Raw genomic sequence first — 16648 nt, 5'->3', positions numbered from 1 at the left:
ATGGCCAACATCCTTGTCCGCACCGCCAACGGCGTCTTCGACTGGGTCAACGCGCGCGCGCCCGGCCTGATGCCGGTCTACCGCAAGCACGTCAGCGAGTACTACGCGCCGAAGAACTTCAACTTCTGGTACTACTTCGGCTCGCTGGCGCTGCTGGTGCTGGCCAACCAGATCGTCACCGGCATCTTCCTGACGATGCACTACAAGACCAGCGCCGCGGAGGCGTTCGCGTCGATCGAGTACATCATGCGGGACGTGGAGTGGGGCTGGCTGATCCGCTACATGCACTCCACCGGCGCCTCGCTGTTCTTCATCGTGGTCTACCTGCACATGTTCCGCGGGTTGATGTACGGCAGCTACCAGAAGCCGCGCGAGCTGGTCTGGATCCTCGGCATGCTGATCTACCTGGTGCTGATGGCCGAGGCCTTCATGGGCTACGTGCTGCCCTGGGGCCAGATGTCGTTCTGGGGCGCGAAGGTGATCATCTCGCTGTTCGGCGCGATCCCGGTGATCGGCAACGGGCTGACCGAGTGGATCATGGGCGACTACCTGCCGTCCGACGCCACCCTCAACCGCTTCTTCGCCCTGCACGTGATCGCGCTGCCGCTGGTGCTGCTGCTGCTGGTGGTGCTGCACCTGGGCGCGCTGCACGAGGTCGGCTCCAACAACCCGGACGGCGTGGAGATCAAGAAGGGGCCCAAGGGCAACCGCTGGGACCCGAACAAGCCCGCCGACGGCATCCCGTTCCACCCGTACTACACGGTCAAGGACCTGGTCGGCGTCGGTTTCCTGCTGATCATCGCCGCCTTCATCATCTTCTTCGCGCCGGGCTTCGGCGGGTTGTTCCTGGAGCACGACAACTTCACCGAGGCCAACCGCCTGGTCACGCCCGAGCACATCAAGCCGGTCTGGTACTACACCCCGTACTACGCGATGCTGCGGGTGGTGCCCAACAAGCTGGGCGGCGTGCTGGTGATGTTCTCGGCCATCGCGATCCTGTTCCTGGTGCCGTGGCTGGACAAGGCCAAGGTCAAGTCGATCCGCTACCGCGGCTGGATCTCCAAGGTCGCGCTGGGCACGCTGGCGGTGTGCTTCGTGTGGCTGGGGGTGATCGGCTCCGGCCCGGGCACCGACATCCACGAGACCTACATCGGTCGCGTGCTGACCTTCCTGTACTTCGCCTTCTTCATCACCATGCCGGTGTGGACGAGGCTGGACAAGACCAAGCCGGTGCCTGAGCGGGTGACGACGCATGACTAAGCCATGGTTCGCCCGCGTGGCCACGATGGCCGCGGGCCTGCTGTTCTCCACGACCCTGCTGGCCGCCGAGGGCGGCGCGCTGCAGCAGGCCGGCAACGACCTGAGCGACCGCGCCTCGCTGCAGCGTGGCGCCCAGTTGTTCATGAACTACTGTTCCGGCTGCCACTCGCTGAAGTACCTGCGCTATTCGCGCATGGCCGCCGACCTCGGGCTGACCGAGGAAGAGGTGATGAACAACCTCAACTTCACCGGCGGCAAGATCGGCGACCACATCGAGAACGCGATGCCCCACGACGCCGCCGCCAAGTGGTTCGGCAAGGCGCCGCCCGACCTGAGCCTGATCGCGCGCGTGCGCGGCACCGACTGGATCTATACCTACCTGAAGTCGTTCTACCTGGATTCGTCGCGGCCGCTGGGCTGGAACAACACGGTGTTCCCCAACGCCTCGATGCCCAATCCGCTGTGGGAGCTGCAAGGGTTGCAGCAACCCGAGTACGGCGAGCTCGACAAGGCCCTGGGCGAGAGGCCGGTGGTCGGCATCAAGCTGGCACAGCCGGGCCGGCAGAACCCGGCCGAGTTCGACCAGACCGTGCGCGACATCAGCAACTTCCTGGAATACGCAGGCGAGCCCGCCGCCCTGAAACGCCAGAGCCTGGGCGTGTGGGTGATCCTGTTCCTGGCCCTGCTGACGTTCCTGGCCTACCTGGTCAAGCGCGAGTACTGGAAGGACGTGCATTGAGCCGGCGACCGGGGGCGGACGGGCGTTGCAGGCGGTGGGACGATAGCCCTGCTATTGGCTTTTCCGGAGTGTGATTGCACACTCGGGTTCACCGTGGTGAACCGTTGGCAAGGGGCCGGCGGCGCCGATGCGGCCGGCGGATTCCGGTCGTTGGAGAGCCTTGAATGGCGACGAGTGTGCGTATGCGAAATACCCTGACCTTGTTTTCCTCCACCGATGACGTGCTGTGCCATCGGGTCCGGCTGGTGCTGGCCGCCAAGGGCGTCACCTACGACCTGGTGCCGGTCGATGCGCAGAACCCGCCGGAAGACCTGATCGACCTGAATCCCTATCATTCGGTGCCGACGCTGGTGGAGCGCGAGCTGGTGCTCTACGCCGCGTCGGTGGTCAGCGAGTACCTGGACGAGCGCTACCCGCACCCGCCGCTGATGCCGGTCGACCCGCTGTCGCGCGCGCGGCTGCGCCTGGCGATGTTGCGCATCGAGCACGACTGGGTACCGCAGGTGCAGGCGATCCAGCTCGGCAACAAGACCCAGGCCGAGGCCGGCCGCAAGCGCCTGAAGGAACTCCTCACCGCATCGGTGCCGTTGTTCAAGGCCAGCAAGTTCTTCCTCAATCCGGAGATGAGCCTGGCCGATTGCGCGATGGCGCCGATCATCTGGCGCCTGCAGGCGCTGGACGTGCCGCTGCCGAAGGACGGCAAGGCGATCGAGGATTACGGCAACCGTATCTTCCGCAACCCCGGCTTCATCCGCAGCCTCACCGACCAGGAAAAGAAGCTGCGCGACCTGCCGGCGTGATCGTGGCCGGTATGCGCCTGTACCGGCGCGTACCGGTGCCCATCGGGGAATGGACAGCGCGACAGGCCCAGCGCGTAAACTGTCGCACATGAGCCAAGACTTTCCCCGCATGACCAGCCATCGCCCCTATCTGCTGCGGGCGTTGGTGGAATGGATCAACGATAACGGCATGACGCCCCATATCCTCGTGGATGCGGGCTTGCAAGGCGTGCAGGTGCCGCCGAGCTCGGTGCAGGACGGACGCGTGGTGCTGAACATCGCCGAGCGCGCGGTCGTGCACCTGCACATGGACAACGACGGGGTGAGTTTCACCGCTCGCTTCGGCGGCGTGAGCCATCCGGTGTACGTGCCGATGTCGGCGGTGCTGGCGGTGTATGCGCGCGAGACCGGGCAGGGCATGGCGCTGCCGGACGATATCCCCGGCACGTCGGGCGAGCCGCCGGACGACGATGCCCCGCCGCCGCAGGGGCCGGGCCCGGAGGATGCCCCGCCTGCCGGCAAGCGCCCGCACCTGCGGGTGGTGAAGTAGTCCGTCGCGGCTGTCGCTGGCATCGGGCTCCGGCGCACGCCGGAGCATCGCGGGAGGACTCCAGTCCCGACGGGCTTCGCCGGTGTCGTTCGATCGCAAGGGGGATCTCGCTCCTCCCGCTGCGGAATGGGAGCGTAGGGACTGCAGCCTGGCTCACGCACGCCGGCGCGGAAAAGCCAGGCAGGAACGACAGCAGGACCCACAGCGGCGGCAACGACCGGCACGCCTGGTGAATGCCGGTGCCGGAGCCGGATCGGTTCTCCAGCAGTCCGGCGGCCTGGGGCCCGGATCCGCCGCTAGGGGTTCTCCAGTTCGCGCCGCAGCGGCGTCACCGTCGCCATCGAAGGGCCGGTGAACGCCACCAGCTCGGTGCCGCGCAGCACCAGGCGGCCGGTATGGCGGTCGATGCCATCGTGCGAGTAGTCGAAGCGGAAGGTCCGTTCGAAGCCGAGCCAGCCGTTGGGCAGGCGGCACGGGCGCAGGCGCACGGCGTGCACGCTCTGGTCGAGCCATTGCACGTCGGCAGCGCGGCAGGCATTGCGGCCGAGCACCTCGGCGCGTTCGGCGGCGGCACGCGAGGCGTTCCAGAACGCGAACACGGCTGCGCCGGCAATCATCAACAGGATCAGGCTGGGCATGGGCGCACTGTGCCAGCGGGCGCCTGCATGGGCAATCGCCAGGACGCCGGTCCGGTCGCGGGCGGCGCCCCCGGGCGTCCGGATGTCCTCACATGGCCTTGCCGGCGATGAACGGTTAACCGCCTGCGGCCGTATGCCGCTTGCCGGCCTGCGGATCCGGCCGCATCTCGACAACGATACCTGCATCCGATCCTGGCCGGCGCTATCGTGGCGCAGGCGCCTCCTGGCCCGTTCCGATCCCATGACCGATCCGCTGCTCCGCTTCCATCCCGCCGTCGCGCGCTGGTTCCGGCACCGCTTCCAGGTGCCGACCGCGGCCCAGGCGGCCGCCTGGGCCGCGATCGCCGATGGCCGGCACACGCTCGTGGCGGCGCCGACCGGTTCGGGCAAGACGCTGGCGGCGTTCATGACCGCGATCGACGGCCTGCTGCGCGAAGGCCTCGAGCATGAGGGCGCGCTGCCCGACCATACCCGCGTGCTCTACGTGTCGCCGCTGAAGGCGCTTTCCAACGACATCCACGCGAACCTCGAGGCCCCGCTGGCCGGCATCCGCGCGGAACTGCAGGCGCTCGGCCTGCCCGAGGTGGACATCCGCAGCGCGGTGCGCACCGGCGATACCCCGCAGCGCGAGCGCGATAGGGCGCGCCGGCGGCCGCCGCATATCCTGGCGACCACGCCGGAGTCGCTGTACGTCCTGCTCGGTTCGGTCTCCGGCCGCGAGTCGCTGCGCAGCGTGCGCACGGTCATCGTCGACGAGATCCACGCGGTGGCCGCCGACAAGCGCGGCAGCCATCTCGCATTGAGCCTGGAGCGGTTGCGGGCGCTGGTGGAGGCGCCGCTGGTGCGGATCGGCCTGTCGGCCACCCAGAAGCCGATCGACGAAGTGGCGCGCTTCCTGGTCGGGGCGGGGCAGGTGCGCGATGGCCGGCCGGACTGCGAGATCGTCGACGCGGGATACGTGCGCGAGCGCGATCTCGCGCTGGCGCTGCCGCCGACGCCGCTGGGTGCGGTGATGTCCAACGACCAATGGCTGCAGGTCTACGAAGCGGTGGCCGGCCTGGCGCGCGAGCACCGCACCACGCTGGTGTTCGTCAACACGCGGCGGATGGCCGAGCGCGCCGCGCGGCACTTGGGCGACCTGCTCGGCAAGGACCGGGTGGCGGCCCACCACGGCAGCCTGGCGCGCGAGACGCGCCTGGCGGCGGAGCGGCGCCTGAAGGCGGGCGAGCTGACCGTGCTGGTCGCCACCGCGTCGCTCGAACTGGGCCTGGACATCGGCGAGGTCGACCTGGTCTGCCAGCTCGGTTCGCCGCGCTCGATCTCCACGTTCCTGCAGCGCGCCGGCCGTTCCGGGCACGCGGTGAGCGGAACCCCGAAGGCGCGGCTGTTCCCGGCCTCGCGCGACGAGCTGGTCGAATGCGCGGCGCTGCTCGATGCGGTGCGGCGCGGCGAGCTGGATGCGCTGCGCGTGGTCCAGGCGCCGGTCGACGTGCTGGCCCAGCAGATCGTCGCCGAGGCGGCCTGCGGCGATTGCGCGGAAGACGCGCTGTACGCGCTGGTGCGCCGCGCCTGGCCGTACGCCAACCTGTCGCGCGAGCGCTTCGACGAGGTGGTGCGGATGCTCGCCGAAGGCTTCGACACGCGGCTGGGGCGGCGCGCCAGCTACCTGCACCGCGACACCGTGCACCGCGTCCTGCGCGCGCGCCGGGGCGCGCGCACCACGGCGCTCACCTCCGGCGGCACGATCCCGGAGACCGGCGACTACACGGTGCTGCTCGAGCCGCAGGCCGAGAACATCGGGACGGTCAACGAGGACTTCGCGGTGGAGAGCCTGGCCGGCGACGTGTTCCAACTGGGCAATGCCAGCTACCGCATCCTGCGCATCGAGCCGGGCCGCGTCCGGGTGGAGGACGCCAAGGGCGCGCCGCCCAACATCCCGTTCTGGCTCGGCGAGGCGCCCGGCCGCAGCGACGAGCTGTCGCACGCGGTCGCGCGGTTGCGCGCGGACGTGGCGGCGCGGCTGCGCGAAGGCGGGCGCGAGGCCGCCCAGGCATGGCTGCTGGCGGAACTGGGCCTGCCCCTGGAGGCCGCGCAGCAGCTCGCCGACTACCTGGCCCGCGCCCTGGCCGACCTGGGCGAGCTGCCGACGCAACGCTGCGTGGTGATGGAGCGCTTCTTCGATGCATCCGAAGGCACCCAACTGGTGATCCACAGCCCGTTCGGGAGCCGCATCAACCGCGCCTGGGGCCTGGCGTTGCGCAAGCGCTTCTGCCGCACCTTCGACTTCGAATTGCAGGCGGCGGCCACCGAGGACGCGATCGTGCTGTCGCTGTCGACCCGCCACAGCTTCCCGCTGGAGGACGTGGCGCGCTTCCTGCATTCCGCCTCGGCCGAGCACGTGCTGGTGCAGGCGCTGCTGGACGCGCCGTTGTTCGGGGTGCGCTGGCGCTGGAACGCGACCAACGCGCTGGCGCTGCCGCGCTTCAGCAACGGGCGCAAGGTGGCGCCGCAACTGCAGCGGATGAAGTCCGAGGACCTGCTCGCCACCGTGTTCCCCGACCAGGTCGCCTGCCTGGAGAACATCGTCGGCGAGCGCGAGATCCCCGACCATCCGCTGGTCGCGCAGACGCTCCACGATTGTTTGCACGAGGCGATGGACAGTGCGGGCTGGCTCGACGTGCTGCGCGGTATCGAGTCCGGCGCCATCGAGGTGGTGGCGCGCGACCTGCCGGCGCCCTCGCCGTTGGCCGCCGAGGTGCTGGAGGCGCGCCCGTACGCGTTCCTCGACGATGCCCCGCTCGAAGAGCGGCGCACCCAGGCAGTGCAGGCGCGCCGGTTCGGCGACGCCGAGGACGCGGGCGCGATGGGCCGGCTCGATGCCGAGGCGATCGCCGCGGTACGGGCCGAGGCCTGGCCGCAGCCGCGCGATGCCGACGAGATGCACGAAGCCGTCGATACGCTCGGGATGCTGGCGATGGACGAGGTCGGGCGCGAGCCTGGCTGGTCCGCATGGCTGCAGGCGCTGGCGGGCGATGGCCGCGCCACCTGCCTGGTCCGGGAAGGCGTGCCGCTCGCGTGGGTGAGCGTGGAGCGGCTGGAATCGGTGCGCTTGCTGTATCCGTCGGCCGAACCGCGTCCGGCGCTGCAGGTGCCGGCAGGGGCGGCCAGCTTGGGACAGGAGCGCGCCGACGCCCTGCGCGAGCTGGTGCGGGCGCGCCTGGCCGGCCTGGGGCCGGTCACGCTGGAGCGGTTGGCCGCACCGTTGCAGTTGCCGCGCGAGGACGTGCGCGATGCGCTGCTCGCGTTGCGCCAGGAAGGATTCGTGATGGCGGGGCGGTTCTCGCCGGACGCGGACGAGGACGAATGGTGCGAACGGCATCTGCTGGCGCGCATCCATCGCTATACGCTCGGGCGGTTGCGCCGGGAGATCGAGCCGGTCTCGCAGCGCGATTTCGCCCGCTTCCTGTTCGAATGGCAGCACCTGGGCGAGGGCAGCCGGCGATCCGGTTCGGAAGCGCTCGCGGGGGTGCTGGCGCAGCTGGAAGGCTTCGAGGCCCCGGCCGCGTGCTGGGAAAGCGAACTGCTGGCGGCGCGCCTGCGCGACTACCAGCCGGCCTGGCTGGACGAGCAGTGCGCAGCCGGGCGGGTGCTGTGGACGCGACTGCGGCCGTCCCCGGCGACGCGCAGCCCGGGCGCCTCGCTGCGCAGCGCGCCGATCCTGTTGCTGCCCAGGCGCGAAGCGATGCAGTGGCGGCGCCTGGCGGCGGAGCACGAGGCCGGCGAGCCGCTGCATTCGCGCGCGCAGAAGGTGGCCGATTTCCTGGCCGAGCACGGCGCATCGTTCTTCGACGAGATCGCCGACGCGACGCGGCTGCTCGGCACCGAGCTGGAGGACGCGCTGGCGGAATTGGTGGTGCGCGGACGCGTGCACTGCGACAGCTATGCCGGGCTGCGTGCCTTGCTCGTGCCGGCGTCGAAACGGCCGTCGGCGCTGTCGAGATCGCGCAGGCGGGCGCCGTTGTCCGGGATCCGCGACGCAGGCCGCTGGTCGCTGCTGCGCGCGCCGCCGCCGGTCGCGGACGACACGCCGGGCGAAGCGCGCCACGAGGCGGTCGCGCACGTCGCGCAGGTCCTGCTGCGCCGCTATGGCGTGGTCTGCTGGCGGCTGCTGGAGCGCGAGGCGGCGTGGCTGCCGCCCTGGCGGGAGTTGCTGCGCGTGTACCGGCGCCTGGAAGCGCGCGGCGAGATCCGCGGCGGGCGTTTCATCGCCGGCCTGTCCGGCGAACAGTTCGCCTTGCCGGACGCGATCGGGTTGTTGCGCCGGCTGCGCCGCGAACCCTTGGCCGGGCAGTGGGTGTGCCTGTCGGCCAGCGACCCGGCCAATCTGCTGGGCAACGTACTGCCGGGCGAGCGCGTACCGCGCGTGCCGGGCAATCGCGTGCTGTACCGCGATGGACTGCCGGTGGCGGCATGGGTGGCGGATCGGTTGCAGCCGCTGCAGGGGCTGGACGGTGCGGATCTGGCCGAGGCGCAGCGGCGCCTGTCCGGCACGGCATCGCGCGCGCCGGCGGGCATATCGGCGTTGGCCTGAGGCGGCTAGGAAACGCGGCGGAAGAACGGCGGGGCCGCCTGGAGCCGGAAGGGACCGGCGCCCGCGTACCGGCCCCTCGCCCGTGCGGGCGAGGGGGCTCGGGCGGAATCAGCCCGGGAAGGCCGGGAATTTCTCGTTGGGGTGGCGGGCCTTCCATTCCTTGTAGGCGGCGGTGCCTTCCCATGCGGCGAACGCCTTCGGCGTACGGCCGCGACCGGTCCAGGTCTCGCCGGTGTGCGGCAGCCAGTACTTCGGCGCGACTTCGCGGCGCGCATCGCTGGCGGCGCTCTTCCTGGCCTTCGGCTTTTCCTCGCCGATCAGGGCGGCGATCTCGGCCTTCTGCTTGGCGTTGAAGTGGCCGGCGAATTCGCGCAGCAGGGCGAGCACCTGGGTGAAGGCATCGGACGACTGCTGCTGGCGCAGGTGGACTTCCTGTTCCTCGAGCTTGCGCAGTTCTTCGGCCAGCTTGGCCTTGGCCTCGGCAATGGCATCCAGGTTCAAAGCGTTCTTTTCGGTCATGGGTCTGTCTGGAAAGGGAATGTCGCGGGCAATGCAAGGGGTGCATTGTTGGCGGAATGCCGCTTGCAGGCAATGCCTGCAGGCACGTGCGGCCCCTGAGGGGGCAAGGCCACGCCGTTGTCGCGGCCGCATGTGAGGATCGTGCGATACAAGAAAGCCCCGGCATGCGATGCCGGGGCTTTCGTGCTGGTGTGATTGGTGGAGCGGAGGAGGATCGAACTCCCGACCTTCGCATTGCGAACGCGACGCTCTCCCAGCTGAGCTACCGCCCCACGCGAGGCGCGCATTCTAGCCTGATGCGCGGCCGGAAGCCAATAGCCGTCGACGGGGCGTTCGTTCCCGCGGCGCGCCGCTCATGGCGATCGCGGGTTCCGCGCGCGTTTCCTGGCGCCTGGAACGGGCGCTGCGTCCTTCGCCTGCACGGGAGGCACGTTGATCTGTTCGAGCCAGGAAAGGGCGTCGACATGGGCGAGGAAACGGCGCAGATAAGCCGGCGACAGCTCGCGCATCAGGTTCAACGAGCGGTGCACGAGCCGGCCCGAGTTGAGCGGGCCGGCGTTGGCCGGTGCCTGCTCCAGCGATTGCCGCACCTGGGTCTCGGCGTGGACCTTGGACCAGAGCTGCCTGAATTCGTCGAGTGCGGCCAGGTCCGGGTAGGTGGAGCGCGTCGACGGGTCGTCCGCGGCGCCGGCGGTCGGGTCGGTTGCCGATGTCTGCCGGGCGATATGGTCGAGCAAGCCGCGCAGCGGCGCGTGGTCCGGCGCCTCCGGCGTTCCGGCCTCCGGGCCGGGAGGATGGCGGCGATCCGCGTCCGTCGCGGCCAGCGTTGCCAGCCTGGCATCCAGCAGGCGGCGCGCTTCGCCGGCGTGCCGGGCCGCGCGGCGCCGCATCGCCTCGACGAAATGCCGGTGCAGGGACGCCGTGCGATCGGCGTCCTGCGCGCACGCGGAACCGGGCGGCGGGGGAGCGTGGTGGCCGTCGTCGCTCATCGGGGTACCGCGGCGGTGTTCTTCGGGCGCGGCACCGGCGCGATCTCCACGCGCCGGTTGCGCGCGCGGCCTTCTTCGTCGGCGTTCGAACCCACCGGCTGCTCGGCGCCGAAGGCGGCGGCGAACACCGACGAAGACGGCACGCCCTCGGCGATCAGGGCGCGCGTGACCGTCAGGGCGCGCTGGGCGGACAGTTCCCAGTTGTCGGCGAACTGGCGGTTGCCGTCGCGGACCTGGCGATCGTCGGTGAAGCCGCTGACCATCAGGATCTCCTCGCGCGCCTTGAGGTAGCCGGCCAGCGGCCCGGCCAGGCTCTTCAGCACCTCGCGGCCTTCCGGCTGGAGCTGGTCGGAGTTGAGCGCGAACAGCACGCTGCCGCGGATGCCGATGCGGCCATCGACCAGCGTGACCCGGCCGGCGGCCAGCGGTCCGGCCAGCGCCTGTTCCAGGGTCTGGCGGCGCTGCGCTTCCAGCTGCCGTTGCCTGACCTCTTCGTCCAACCGGCTGGAAAGCTGCATCTGCACGGCGATCACCCCGACCAGGATCAGCACGAACGCGCCCAGCAGCACCGACATCAGGTCGCCGAACGCGGCCCAGACCGGGGTAGCCGATTCGGTGTCGCCTTCGATGTCCGGGCTCATGCGGCTTCGGCTCCGGCGGAGCCGCGCTGGCCGGCGAGCTGTTGCAGTTCCTCGATGATCTGGCGCTGCACCAGCACGCTCAGGTCGATCACCTCGCGGGCCTGGGCCACGTAGTAGGCGAGCTGCTCGTCGCTGCGGGCGAGCGACTTGTCCAGCACGCTCTCGACGCGCTGCAGGCGCGCCACCAGCTTGTCGTTCGACTTGCCGAACTGCTGCACGATGGCGCCGAAGGCTTCGCCCAGGCTGGCGACCTCGGCCGCGCCGGCGGCGACCTGGGCGGCGGCGACGTCGAGCTTGCCGGCTTCGTTCTCGATCCGCTCGCCGATGCGGTTGCCGACCCGGTCCAGCAACTCGGACGAGGTGGCGACGAGCGCATCGATGGCGGCGCGCTGTTCGGTGGCGGCATGGCTGACGGAGCCGAGCAGGGTGTCGAGCGTGGCCATCAGGCGGTTGCGCTCCTCCAGCATCGCGGTGTCGCGGACCATGCTGTCGGAGAGCTTCTGGCGCAGTTCGGCGATGACCTCGGCTGCGGCCCGGGGCGCTTCCGACGCGGCCTGCACGAGCCGCGAGATCTCGGCGATGGTATCGCCGGCATGCGCCTTGGCCTGGGCCGTGATGTCGCCGGCGGTGCGCGCCAGCACGTCGCAGATCTCCTGCTGGCGGCTGGCGGCATGGTCGGCGGCCCGTTCCAGCTCCTGGCGCAGGGCGGCGGCCACGGCGTCGAGCGTCGCGCTCCAGGCGGCCAGGCGCTGCTGATCCTGCGCGGCGAGCGCGGCCTGCAGGTCGACGTGCGAGCGGGTGGTGCTCTCGACCAACGACGCGGCTTGCCGCTCGAAGCTGCCGGCCGCTTCGGACAATGCCTGCCGGCTGCCGGAGGCCAGCGCTTCGTTGAGGCTTTCCTGCCGCGACAACGCCTGCTTCCAGGCCTCGCCCATCTGCGCGGCAGTGGCGTCGAGGCGGGCCGAAACGCCTTCGAGCAGATCGGCGGAACGCCGTTCGAAGGATTCGCCGGTCCGGCCGAGCATGTCCTGCAGCTGCTCGACCAGTGCCGCATTCGCGTGCCGCTGGTCGAGCAGGGCCTGGTTCCAGGCCTCCGCGACGGCCGCGGTGGTCTTTTCAAGGCCGCCGGACAGCGCTTCGGATTGCTGCTGCAAGGTCTGGGCGACGCTGCCGTGCAGCGCGGCGGTTTCACGCGCGATCGCGGCCATGGTGGCCTGCACCACCGGCTGCAGCGCGGAACTGGCGGCGCGGGCGCCCTCGGCGACGTTCTCCTTCAACGATCGTTCCACGGAAGAGGCCAGCTGCAGGTAGGTCGCTTCGGTCCGCTCGTGGAAGGCTTGCTGCGCGGCGAGCTGGCGTTCGTGGGCGGCGAGGTTCTGCCGTTCGACGGCCGCGGCCATCGCCTGCAGCCGCTCGACCAGCGCCGGCATCGCCTCGGCCTGCCGCTGCAGCAGCTTGAAGGTTTCCTCGCGTTGGTGGGCCTGCGAATGCACGCGCAGCGTGGTCGCGATCTGCAGGTCCAGGCGTTGCGCCGCCTGCAGCCGCTCGCGCCTGCACAGCGCGGACAGCAGGCCGAGCATCGCGGAGGTGGCCACGCCGGCGATCGAGGTGCCGAACGCGAAGCCCAGGCCCTTGACCGGCGCGGCGAGCGACTCGCGGATCGCGTGCAGGTCGGCCGCGCTTTCCAGCGCGATGCCGGTACCGCGCAAGGTGGCCATCATGCCCAGCAGCGTGCCGAGCATGCCGAGCAGCACCAGCAGGCCGACCAGGTACGGCGTCAGCGCCGGTCCGGGCAGCGCGACGCGTTCGCCTTCCACGCGCAGGCGCACCGCGTTGCGCAGCGACGGATGCAGGCGGTCCAGCCAGTCGCCGAGGCCGGAGGGCGGGACGGGCAGCGCGTCCAGCGCCCGCGCCAGCGTGGCGGTGGCCTGCCGGTAGCGATACAGCTCGAATCCGCCCGCCACGTAGCAGGCGCCGATGAGCAGGGCCACGGACGCGGCCAGCGGGTTCGAGCCGGCGTAGCCGGCGCCGATCCAGCACACGACCGCCAGGCCGACGAGAAATACAGCGAAATCGAGCAGTTTCTTCAACATAACGTCTCAGTCAGGAGGTGCGGAGGGCCGCCTGCAGGCCCTCGACCGGTTGTAGGCGGACATCCAGCTCGGCGAGCAGTACGTCCTGCATGGTCTTGCGGAACCCGTCGAGCCAATCGACGGGCGCTGCCGCCGCGGCGTCCTCGGGGGACGGCGCTTGGTCCGGGAGCCCGGCGCCCTGGCGCAGGCGCTCGAAATGCTGGCCGAGCAGCGCGGGCGCCCGCGACAGCAGCGTGCGTTCGCGCCGGGCCAGCGCCTTCTCCATCGCCGCATCCACGGTGGCGAGCCGGGCCGGGCCCGGGCCTTGCGCCGCCAATCGCTCGCGCAGGCGCGCGCGCGCCTGGCCGATGCCGGTCTCCATGGTCTGCTGCAGGGCGAGGTAGCGCTGGCGGAAGAAGGCGTAGTCGGTGGCGGCGCCCGCCCCGTTGCCGTCGAAGGCGCGGTCGGCGGCGATGGCTTCGGCCAGGGCGGCGCGGACGCCGGCGCATTCGTCCTCCCCGGCGTCGCCCGGGGGCGCCACGCCAGCGAGCGGCCGGCCGTCGAGCGCCGCCGACAGGGCGATGGCGTTGTTGATGTCGAGCCATTCGCTCAGCCGCTCCGCCGGCAGCGGGCGGGGCGGCTGGACATCGGTCTCCGCCAGGCCGGCGAGCAGGCGGATGAACGTCGGGCCGTGGAATGGCGTGCGGCGGGGGAGTTGCACTAGGCGGCTGGCGTAAAAACAACCATTTTACCAGTTGCCGACGACCGGCCCGTCAATCCCGCCGCTGCGGCCCCGTTGGCGGCTCAGCCGGCTGCCCGGGCGGCGTCCAGCAACGGCATCAGCTGCGGTTCCAGCAGTTCCTTGCGCCAGCCGCCGAGCGGCGCCGGCCAGCGCCCGCTTTCGATCAGCGCTTCGAGGTGGCGGCGCGAGGCCAGCACGCCGTCGGGCAGGGACAGGGCGCGGCTGTGCATGGCCACCGCGTCCTGGAGGCGCTTGAGCGTGGCCTTGTGGGCATCGCCCGCGGCCAGCGCCAGCGGGGCGTCCCGTTCGTCCGGCAGCGGCGTGGACAGGGCCTGCCACAGCGCGCCGGCGAGCTTGCGCGGGGCCTTGGGGAGCCTGTCGAGCTGCTGCTGGAGCGCGGTTTCGTCGGCCGGCGGGGTGCGCGCCAGCGCCACGGCCAGTTCGTTGTCGAGGATCCAGCTGCGCGGCTTGTCGCTCTGGCGCGCCTGGCGGTCGCGCCAGCGCAGCAGCCGCAGCAGCCGCAGTTGCGCGTCGCGGTCGAGGAACTGCGCGCTGCGCATGGCCACGTGCGGCCAGCGCTCGGGCTCGTCGTGCTCCACCGTGGCCAGCAGGCGCTCGCAGTCCTCGGCCAGCCAGCCGGCGCGGCCCAGGGCCTCCAGCCGCGCCGACAGCGCGTCGTGCGCGGCGAACAGGTGACGCACGTCGTCGGCGGCGTATTCCAGCTGGGACGGCGACAACGGGCGGCGCAGCCAGTCCGAGCGGGTCTCGCCCTTGGCCAGCAGGGTGCCGGTGAGTTCGTGGACCAGCTTCTGGTAGCCCAGCCCGGCGCCGATGCCGGCCAGGGCGGCGGCGATCTGGGTGTCGAACAAGGGCCGGGGCAGCACGCCGCAGGCGCACTTGAAGGCCACCAGGTCCTCGCTGGCGCTGTGCATCACCTTGACGACGTCGGGCGCGGTCAGCCAGGGCTCCAGCGCTTCGGCGATCCCCGGCGCCAGCGGGTCGACCAGCAGGATCTCGTCGTCGACGGCGATCTGCACCAGCGCCAGTTGCGGCCAGTAGGTCCGTTCGCGGATGAATTCGGTATCCAGGCCGATGCGGGCGGGGCGGCGCAGCAGGTAGGCGTCGAGTTCGGCGGGCTGTGTGATCCAGTGGGGCACGTAGTGGGGGTCCGTGAATGCGAAGGTGGAGCGGGTGGGTAAGAATAGCCCAGCCGAGCCGGCGCCCCTCCGGGCGCGGCGTCCACCAGGAGGGAAGGTTGCCAAGACGCGTCGCGTATCCGGTGCTGCTCGCGCTGCTGGCCACGGCGTGCTCGCCTTCCTCGTCCGCGCCCGAGGCGCCGCCCGCGGCCGCCCGCGCGCCGGCCGCGGGGGGCGCCAAGGACAGGGCGCCGGAAGTGACGATCGGCGACGAGGGCGCGGCCGAATCGGTCGCGCGCTGGCATCCGCCGGCGGTGGCGCTGGACCGGGCCGATCTGCCGCAGGCGCGCCGCCGGGCCGCCCAGGCCCTGAGGGAGGGGCGGCTGTTCGAGACCGCCGACGACGCGATTCCGCTCTATCTGGCGATCCGCGAACAGGTGCCGGAGGACCCGGCCGCGCGTTCGGGCCTGCGCAGCGCGCTGCAGCGGTTGCTGGAGCAGGCGGGGGCGCTGCTCGCCCGGGACGGCGACGAGGAGGTGCCGCTGGACCGGGCCCGGTCGATGGCGATGGTGGCGCTGGCGCTGCGGCCGGAGGACCCCGAGGTGCGGGCGCTGCTCGGGCGCGTGGAAACCGCCCAGCGCGTGCTGGCGTTCAACCGTGCCGGCGAGGACGACCTGCGTGCCGACCGGCTGGGCGAGGACGGCAACGGCGCGCTGGACAACTTCCGCGAAGCGCTGAAGCTGGATCCGGACGATGCGCGCGCGCGGCAAGGGCTGGCGGCGGTGGAGAGCGGCCTGGTCCGGCGCGCCGAGCAGGCCGCGGAAGCGTCCGATTTCGAGGCCGCGCAGCGGTGGCTGGAGCTGGCCGCGACGGTGCGCCCGCCGTCGCCGGCGATGGCAGATGCCCGGCTGCGGATAGCGGCGATCCGCCGGGCGCAGGTCGCCGCCCTGCACGATGGCGGCCTGCGCGACCTGACCTCGCCGCCGGGCCTGAAGGCCGCGCGCGAGAAGCTGGCCGAGGCCCTGCGCATCGCCGAGCCGGGCGATGCCCTGGTCGCCGACCTGCGCGGGCGCGTCGAGCTGGCCACGCACTACGGCAGCTTCCGTCCCGGACAGGTGTTCACCGACGGCATGCAGAACGGCGGACGCGGCCCGCAGATGATCGTGGTGCCGCACGGCGCGTTCATGATGGGGGCGAGCGACCTGGACCCGGCCGCCATCGACGCCGAGCGGCCGGCGCACTACGTGCGCTTCGAGCGCGGCTTCGCGATGTCGATCACCGAGGTGACGGTGGCCGAGTTCCGCACCTTCGTCGAGCAGGCCAAGGCCCGTCCGCGCGCGACCCGGCGCGGCCACTCGGTGGTCTACGACGAGCGCTCCGGCAACTTCATACGCCGCAGCGGGGTGGACTGGCAGTCCGGCTACGACGGCCGGCGCGCGGCCCCCAACATGCCGGTGATGCACGTCAGCGTGCGCGACGCGGAAGCCTACGCGCGGTGGCTGTCGGAACAGACCGGGCGCCATTACCGGCTGCCGACCGAGGCCGAGTTCGAGTACGCGCTGCGGGCCGGCAGCACCGGGCGCTATCCCTGGGGCAATGCCGGCACGCCGCCGGAGAACACCGGCAACTTCACCGGCGGCAACGACGTGTCGCCGAGCGGGCGGCACTGGAACAACGCCTTCGTCGGCTACGGCGACGGCTACTGGGGCCCCGCGCCGGCGGGAAGCTTCAAGGCCAACGCCTGGGGCCTGCACGACATGGCCGGCAACCTGAGCGAATGGGTGGCCGATTGCTGGCATTCCAACTACCGGCGCGCGCCGGCGGACGGCGCGGCATGGTTCAATCCCGGCTGCCGGCAACGCCTGGTCCGCGGCGGCAGCTGGGCGAACTCGCCGCAGCAGACGCGCGCGTCGTGGCGGCTCTCACAGGATTCGGACATCACCAGTGCCAGGATCGGCTTCCGGCTGGTGCGGGGCATCTGATCGGCGATCC

General features: G+C 71.3%; 13 protein-coding genes and 1 tRNA gene. 6 read left to right on the top strand and 8 right to left on the bottom strand.

The window, feature by feature from the left end; all coding sequences use genetic code 11:
- The 4 genes from M3M27_RS13240 to M3M27_RS13225 all read left to right on the top strand — a co-directional run bounded on the left by M3M27_RS13240 (nt 1) and on the right by M3M27_RS13225 (nt 3328).
- The gene (locus M3M27_RS13240) at nt 1–1260 is read left to right on the top strand and encodes a cytochrome b (RefSeq protein WP_140720086.1); all 1260 of its coding nucleotides are present in this window, start codon (nt 1–3) and stop codon (nt 1258–1260) included.
- 25 nt (nt 1261–1285) lie between these two features.
- Entirely contained in the window at nt 1286–1999 is a 714-nt protein-coding gene (locus M3M27_RS13235) for a cytochrome c1 (RefSeq protein ID WP_218569601.1), read from the top strand.
- Between the two features lie 164 nt (nt 2000–2163).
- Entirely contained in the window at nt 2164–2799 is a 636-nt protein-coding gene (locus M3M27_RS13230; RefSeq protein WP_140720090.1) for a glutathione S-transferase N-terminal domain-containing protein, read from the top strand.
- Nucleotides 2800–2887: 88 nt separating this feature from the next.
- A complete protein-coding gene (locus tag M3M27_RS13225; RefSeq protein ID WP_434025919.1) occupies nt 2888–3328 on the top strand; it encodes a ClpXP protease specificity-enhancing factor in 441 nt (146 codons plus the stop codon).
- A 296-nt stretch (nt 3329–3624) separates the two neighbouring features.
- Here the strand turns inward: M3M27_RS13225 and M3M27_RS13220 are convergent, their stop codons facing one another.
- Nucleotides 3625–3966 carry a DUF3301 domain-containing protein gene (locus tag M3M27_RS13220; protein WP_177497584.1) on the bottom strand — a complete coding sequence of 114 codons (342 nt, stop codon included), beginning with the start codon at nt 3964–3966 and terminating at the stop codon, nt 3625–3627.
- 241 nt (nt 3967–4207) lie between these two features.
- Between M3M27_RS13220 and M3M27_RS13215 the strand changes: the two genes are divergently transcribed.
- Complete coding sequence (locus M3M27_RS13215; RefSeq protein ID WP_434025918.1) at nt 4208–8557, top strand: DEAD/DEAH box helicase; 4350 nt, start codon at nt 4208–4210, stop codon at nt 8555–8557.
- Nucleotides 8558–8665: 108 nt separating this feature from the next.
- Here the strand turns inward: M3M27_RS13215 and M3M27_RS13210 are convergent, their stop codons facing one another.
- The 7 genes from M3M27_RS13210 to rnd all read right to left on the bottom strand — a co-directional run bounded on the left by M3M27_RS13210 (nt 8666) and on the right by rnd (nt 14677).
- Nucleotides 8666–9076, bottom strand: a complete 411-nt coding sequence (locus M3M27_RS13210) for an H-NS family nucleoid-associated regulatory protein (protein ID WP_140720096.1) — start codon at nt 9074–9076, stop codon at nt 8666–8668.
- Nucleotides 9077–9272: 196 nt separating this feature from the next.
- Nucleotides 9273–9348: transfer RNA gene (locus M3M27_RS13205), tRNA-Ala, on the bottom strand.
- An 81-nt stretch (nt 9349–9429) separates the two neighbouring features.
- Nucleotides 9430–10065, bottom strand: a complete 636-nt coding sequence (locus tag M3M27_RS13200; RefSeq protein WP_434025917.1) for a DUF2894 domain-containing protein — start codon at nt 10063–10065, stop codon at nt 9430–9432.
- Nucleotides 10062–10706, bottom strand: coding sequence for an OmpA family protein (locus M3M27_RS13195; RefSeq protein WP_140720101.1), 645 nt, complete (start codon nt 10704–10706; stop codon nt 10062–10064). Before M3M27_RS13195 ends, M3M27_RS13200 begins: the two co-directional genes overlap by 4 nt.
- Nucleotides 10703–12799, bottom strand: a complete 2097-nt coding sequence (locus M3M27_RS13190) for a DUF802 domain-containing protein (protein WP_434025916.1) — start codon at nt 12797–12799, stop codon at nt 10703–10705. Before M3M27_RS13190 ends, M3M27_RS13195 begins: the two co-directional genes overlap by 4 nt.
- 10 nt (nt 12800–12809) lie before the next feature.
- Nucleotides 12810–13499 carry a DUF3348 domain-containing protein gene (locus M3M27_RS13185; protein ID WP_434025915.1) on the bottom strand — a complete coding sequence of 230 codons (690 nt, stop codon included), beginning with the start codon at nt 13497–13499 and terminating at the stop codon, nt 12810–12812.
- A gap of 83 nt (nt 13500–13582) precedes the next feature.
- Entirely contained in the window at nt 13583–14677 is a 1095-nt protein-coding gene (gene rnd / locus M3M27_RS13180) for a ribonuclease D (RefSeq protein ID WP_140720108.1), read from the bottom strand.
- Nucleotides 14678–14775: 98 nt separating this feature from the next.
- Here rnd and M3M27_RS13175 point away from each other — a divergent pair, with 98 nt between their 5' ends.
- On the top strand, nt 14776–16638 hold the full coding sequence (locus M3M27_RS13175) for a formylglycine-generating enzyme family protein (protein WP_434025914.1): 1863 nt from the start codon (nt 14776–14778) through the stop codon (nt 16636–16638).
- Nucleotides 16639–16648: the final 10 nt, after the last annotated feature.

This window comes from Xanthomonas boreopolis (assembly GCF_046529185.1).
GTDB lineage: Bacteria > Pseudomonadota > Gammaproteobacteria > Xanthomonadales > Xanthomonadaceae > Pseudomonas_S > Pseudomonas_S boreopolis.
Note: the sequence above shows the minus strand (reverse complement) of the source record. Positions and strands in the feature narration are given on the sequence as shown.